Annotated in this window: 4 protein-coding genes; 2 read left to right on the top strand and 2 right to left on the bottom strand. The window is 62.5% G+C overall.

The window, feature by feature from the left end; genetic code table 11:
- Both EN984_RS25025 and rpoH read left to right on the top strand, forming a co-directional pair.
- On the top strand, positions 1-883 hold an 883-nt coding region (locus EN984_RS25025; protein WP_164765628.1), incomplete at its 5' end, for an RluA family pseudouridine synthase.
- Between the two features lie 201 nt (positions 884-1,084).
- Entirely contained in the window at positions 1,085-1,996 is a 912-nt protein-coding gene (rpoH, locus tag EN984_RS25020; protein ID WP_127268033.1) for an RNA polymerase sigma factor RpoH, read from the top strand.
- A gap of 142 nt (positions 1,997-2,138) precedes the next feature.
- Here the strand turns inward: rpoH and EN984_RS25015 are convergent, their stop codons facing one another.
- Together EN984_RS25015 and EN984_RS25010 are read right to left on the bottom strand one after the other, a co-directional pair.
- On the bottom strand, positions 2,139-3,011 hold the full coding sequence (locus tag EN984_RS25015) for an MBL fold metallo-hydrolase (RefSeq protein WP_127271973.1): 873 nt from the start codon (positions 3,009-3,011) through the stop codon (positions 2,139-2,141).
- A 140-nt stretch (positions 3,012-3,151) separates the two neighbouring features.
- Positions 3,152-3,811 (bottom strand): peroxiredoxin, encoded by a 660-nt coding sequence (locus EN984_RS25010; RefSeq protein ID WP_127260439.1) that lies wholly within the window; start codon positions 3,809-3,811, stop codon positions 3,152-3,154.
- Positions 3,812-4,082 lie beyond the last annotated feature (271 nt).

The raw sequence follows: 4,082 nt of genomic DNA, 5'->3' as shown, positions 1-4,082 counted from the left end.
GCGCTTGGTCTCGGTCGACGGCAAGCCCGTCGACGAGACCAAGCGCAAGATGGCGCCGGGCGAGAGCGTGTCGGTTACCATGCCGGAGCCGGAGCCGGCGGAGCCGCAGGGCGAGAACATCGCACTCGATGTACTCTATGAGGACGACGAACTGATCGTCATCAACAAGCCGGCCGGGCTTGTCGTGCACCCCGGAGCGGGCAACTGGACCGGCACACTGGTCAATGCGCTGATCCATCATTGCGGCGACAGCCTTTCAGGAATCGGGGGTGTGCGCCGGCCGGGCATCGTCCACCGCCTCGACAAGGAGACCAGCGGCGTCATGGTCGTCGCCAAGACCGACCGCGCCCACAAGTCACTGTCCGAGGCTTTCGCCGATCACGGCCTGACCGGCGACTTGGAGCGTGCCTATCTGGCGCTGGTCTGGGGCATACCGCAGAGGCCGACCGGAAGGGTCGACGCGCCGCTCGGCCGCGCCGCCGACCGCGTGCGCCGTGCCGTGGTGCCGGAAGGACGCGACGACGCCCGCCATGCGGTCACCCACTTCACCGTGCAGGAGCGCTTCGGCGAGAGCCAACAGGAGTTCGCCACGGCCAGCCTGGTCGAATGCCGGCTGGAGACCGGCCGCACCCACCAGATCCGTGTCCACATGGCGCATATCGGCCATCCGGTGATCGGCGACCCCGATTACGGCCAAGCCTTCCGCACCAAGGCCAACCGGCTGCCCGAACCGCTGAAAAGCCAGGTCAAGGCATTTCCCCGGCAGGCTTTGCATGCCTGGCTCCTTGCATTTCGCCATCCCACTACCCATCTAACGATGAGGTTCGAGGCGCCGTTACCGAGGGACATGGAGGAACTCGTCGGCGGCTTCCGCAAGCTCTGAACCCGTCACCGACAAGCCATCAAAAAACCTGACTGACATTGTTCACTTCACCGTGACACACTGTTTCGTGTTGAACAAATGCCTGTCTTTTCTGGTTTTGTTCCTGTATAAGATCTGATGTCGCGGGCGAGCCTTTTGGTGCTCGCGTCACATGCCCGCCGCGTTTCGGGGGCATCACTCCAATAGAGAGGGGGCGCTATCATGGCCCAGTCACTACCCAGTATCGTTTCCGGCGAAGGCGGCCTCAGCCGCTACCTGGAAGAAATCCGCCGCTTTCCCATGCTGCAGCCGCAGGAAGAGTACATGCTCGCCAAGCGTTACGCCGAGCATGAAGACACCTCCGCTGCGCACAAGCTCGTCACCAGCCACCTCAGGCTCGTCGCCAAGATCGCCATGGGCTATCGCGGCTATGGCCTGCCGATCGGCGAAGTGATCTCGGAAGGCAATGTCGGCCTGATGCAGGCCGTCAAGAAATTCGAACCCGAGCGCGGCTTCCGCCTCGCGACCTACGCCATGTGGTGGATCAAGGCCTCGATCCAGGAGTACATCCTGCGCTCGTGGAGCCTGGTCAAGATGGGCACGACCGCCAACCAGAAGCGCCTGTTCTTCAACCTGCGCAAGGTGAAGGGCAAGATCCAGGCGCTCGACGACGGCGACTTGAAGCCCGACCAGATCACCGAGATCGCCACAAGGCTGAACGTTTCCGAAGCCGAAGTGGTGTCGATGAACCGCCGCCTGTCCGGCGACGCCTCGCTCAACGCCCCGATCCGGGCCAGCGAAGGCGAATCCGGCGAATGGCAGGACTGGCTGGTCGACGACCACGAAAGCCAGGAAGAGATGCTGATCGAGCAGGACGAGCTGGAAAACCGGCGCGGCATGCTGTCGGGCGCTCTTGCCGTGCTCAACGAGCGCGAGCGGCGCATCTTCGAGGCCCGTCGCCTCGCCGAAGAGCCGCTGACGCTGGAAGAGCTGTCGTCCGAGTTCGACATCAGCCGCGAGCGCGTGCGCCAGATCGAGGTGCGCGCCTTCGAGAAGGTGCAGGACGCGGTCAAGGCCGCCGCCAAGCGCCAGACCCAGGCGCTGCGCACGATTGAGGCGCAGCCGGCGGCGTAAGGTTAGCTAAGGCAACAAAAAATCAAGGCGGCGCCAGGAAACCTGGCGCCGCCTTTTTTGTGGCTGATTGGGAGTTGGCGAACGGGGGCGACAGCCAATCTCCCCCGCAAGGGTCGAGATTGGCAGCTTCACCAACGGCCCCTCAAAGCCCGTCCAGCGGAAACTTCAGGTACCGCCGGCCATTGGCTTCGGGTTCGGGCAGCCTCCCGCCATTCATGTTGACCTGCAGCGCATGCAGGATCAGCCGCGGCATCGGCAGCGTCCTGTCGCGCGCCTCGCGCAGGGCGACGAACTCGGCCTCGCTGCAGGCGGCGGCAAGATGGATGTTGGTAGCCTTCTGTATGGCGACCGTGCTTTCCCACAAAGGTTCGCGGCCGCCGGCCTGATAGTCATGGCCGACGAACACCCGCGTCTCGTCCGGCAACGCCAATATGTCCTGGATCGAGCGCCAGAGCCGCGCGGCACTGCCGCCGGGAAAGTCCGTCCTCGCCGTGCCGCTGTCGGGCATGAACAGCGTGTCGTGGATGAAGGCGGCATCGCCGATCACATAGGTGATGGAGGCCAGCGTGTGTCCGGGCGAGAACAGCACCTTGACCGGAAGGGTACCCACTTGGAAGGTTTCGCCTTCTCTAAACAGCCTGTCCCACTGCGAACCGTCGGCGGGAAAATCCGGCCAGTTGTAGATCGCTTTCCACAGTTTCTGGACCTCGATGACCCTGTCGCCGATCGCCGTCGGCGCGCCGGTCTTCTCTCTCAAGTAATGCGCCGCCGAGAAATGGTCGGCATGCGGATGGGTGTCGAGGATCCATTCGACGCTCAGTCCCTGCTCGCTGACGAAGTCGAGCATGACATCGGCATTCGTCGTTGCCGTAGCACCGGATTTCTCGTCGAAATCAAGGATCGGATCGATGATGGCGCATCGCTTCGTCGCCTGGTCGGCGACGACATACTGGATGGCGCCGGTCGGCTTGTCATAGAAGCCGCTGACCTGCGGCCTGGCCAAAGCTACGTCCAATTCCGGCTTCCCCAACTCTCGGTCGCCAGGAATGATTTTCTCTGACGACACCCGAGAGGAGCATGGTTGTCCGCTCGGGTGAGCCAGTCAAGTATCCTTTCGCTCGCGGCGACAGGAAAGCCAAAAACTGTTCCGAGCGGTCAGGCCGACGGCTGCTTGGTCTTCCGCAGATACGGCAGGATGGTCTCATAAGCGCCGAAGCGTTTGATTGCATCCTCGTTGGAAACGGCCGCGGTGATGATCACGTCCTCGCCCTGCTTCCAGTTCGCCGGCGTCGCCACTTGATGCTTGGCGGTGAGCTGCATGGAATCGACCGCGCGCAGGATCTCATCGAAATTGCGCCCCGTGGTCATCGGGTAGGTCAGCACCAGTTTGATCTTCTTGTCCGGTCCGATGACGTAGACCGAGCGCACTGTGGCGTTGTCGGCGGGCGTGCGGCCCTCCGACGTCTCGCCGGCACCGCCCGGCAGCATGTCGTAGAGCTTGGCGACCTTGAGGTCCTTGTCGCCGATCAGCGGATAGTTCACCGAATGACCGGTCGCCGTCTTGATGTCGTCCTGCCACTTGCCGTGACTTTCGACCGGATCGACCGAAATGCCGATGATCTTGACGTTGCGCTTCTTGAACTCGCCTTCGAGCCCCGCCATCGTGCCAAGCTCGGTCGTGCAGACCGGCGTGAAATTCTTCGGGTGACTGAACAGGATCGCCCAACCGTCGCCGATCCAGTCATGGAATTTGATCGTCCCTTGCGTGGTCTCGGCGGTAAAATCCGGCGCAATGTCGTTGATACGAAGGCTCATGGTACATCTCCCCTGTAAACGGAACCGTCGGCAGCGAGGAACGGCACGCGGCAACCCACGCCACCATCAAGCTGTCCCGCCCGGCATCGTTGCATCTTAGCGCAAAAATCGTGGCTGCAAGATAATATGAAACTCTTGTCGGCGGGAGGCGAGCATTTTTATGCTGCCGAATGCGCGGCGCGCGGATGAGAGCCTGGGGCTGGACAGGAAAGGTTCTGTCTCAGCTCTTGTTGACCGCCAGCGTCACAGTCAGGTCTTCCATGCGCTGTGC

It is taken from the genome of Mesorhizobium sp. M7A.F.Ca.CA.004.12.1.1, assembly GCF_003997835.1.
Lineage (GTDB): Bacteria > Pseudomonadota > Alphaproteobacteria > Rhizobiales > Rhizobiaceae > Mesorhizobium.
Note: the sequence above shows the minus strand (reverse complement) of the source record. Positions and strands in the feature narration are given on the sequence as shown.

Excerpts from the sequence above, each read along its gene's own strand:
- EN984_RS25010 (WP_127260439.1), bottom strand. The coding sequence starts at position 3,811 with ATGAGCCTTCGTATCAACGACATTGCGCCGGATTTTACCGCCGAGACC.
- rpoH (WP_127268033.1), top strand. The coding sequence starts at position 1,085 with ATGGCCCAGTCACTACCCAGTATCGTTTCCGGCGAAGGCGGCCTCAGC.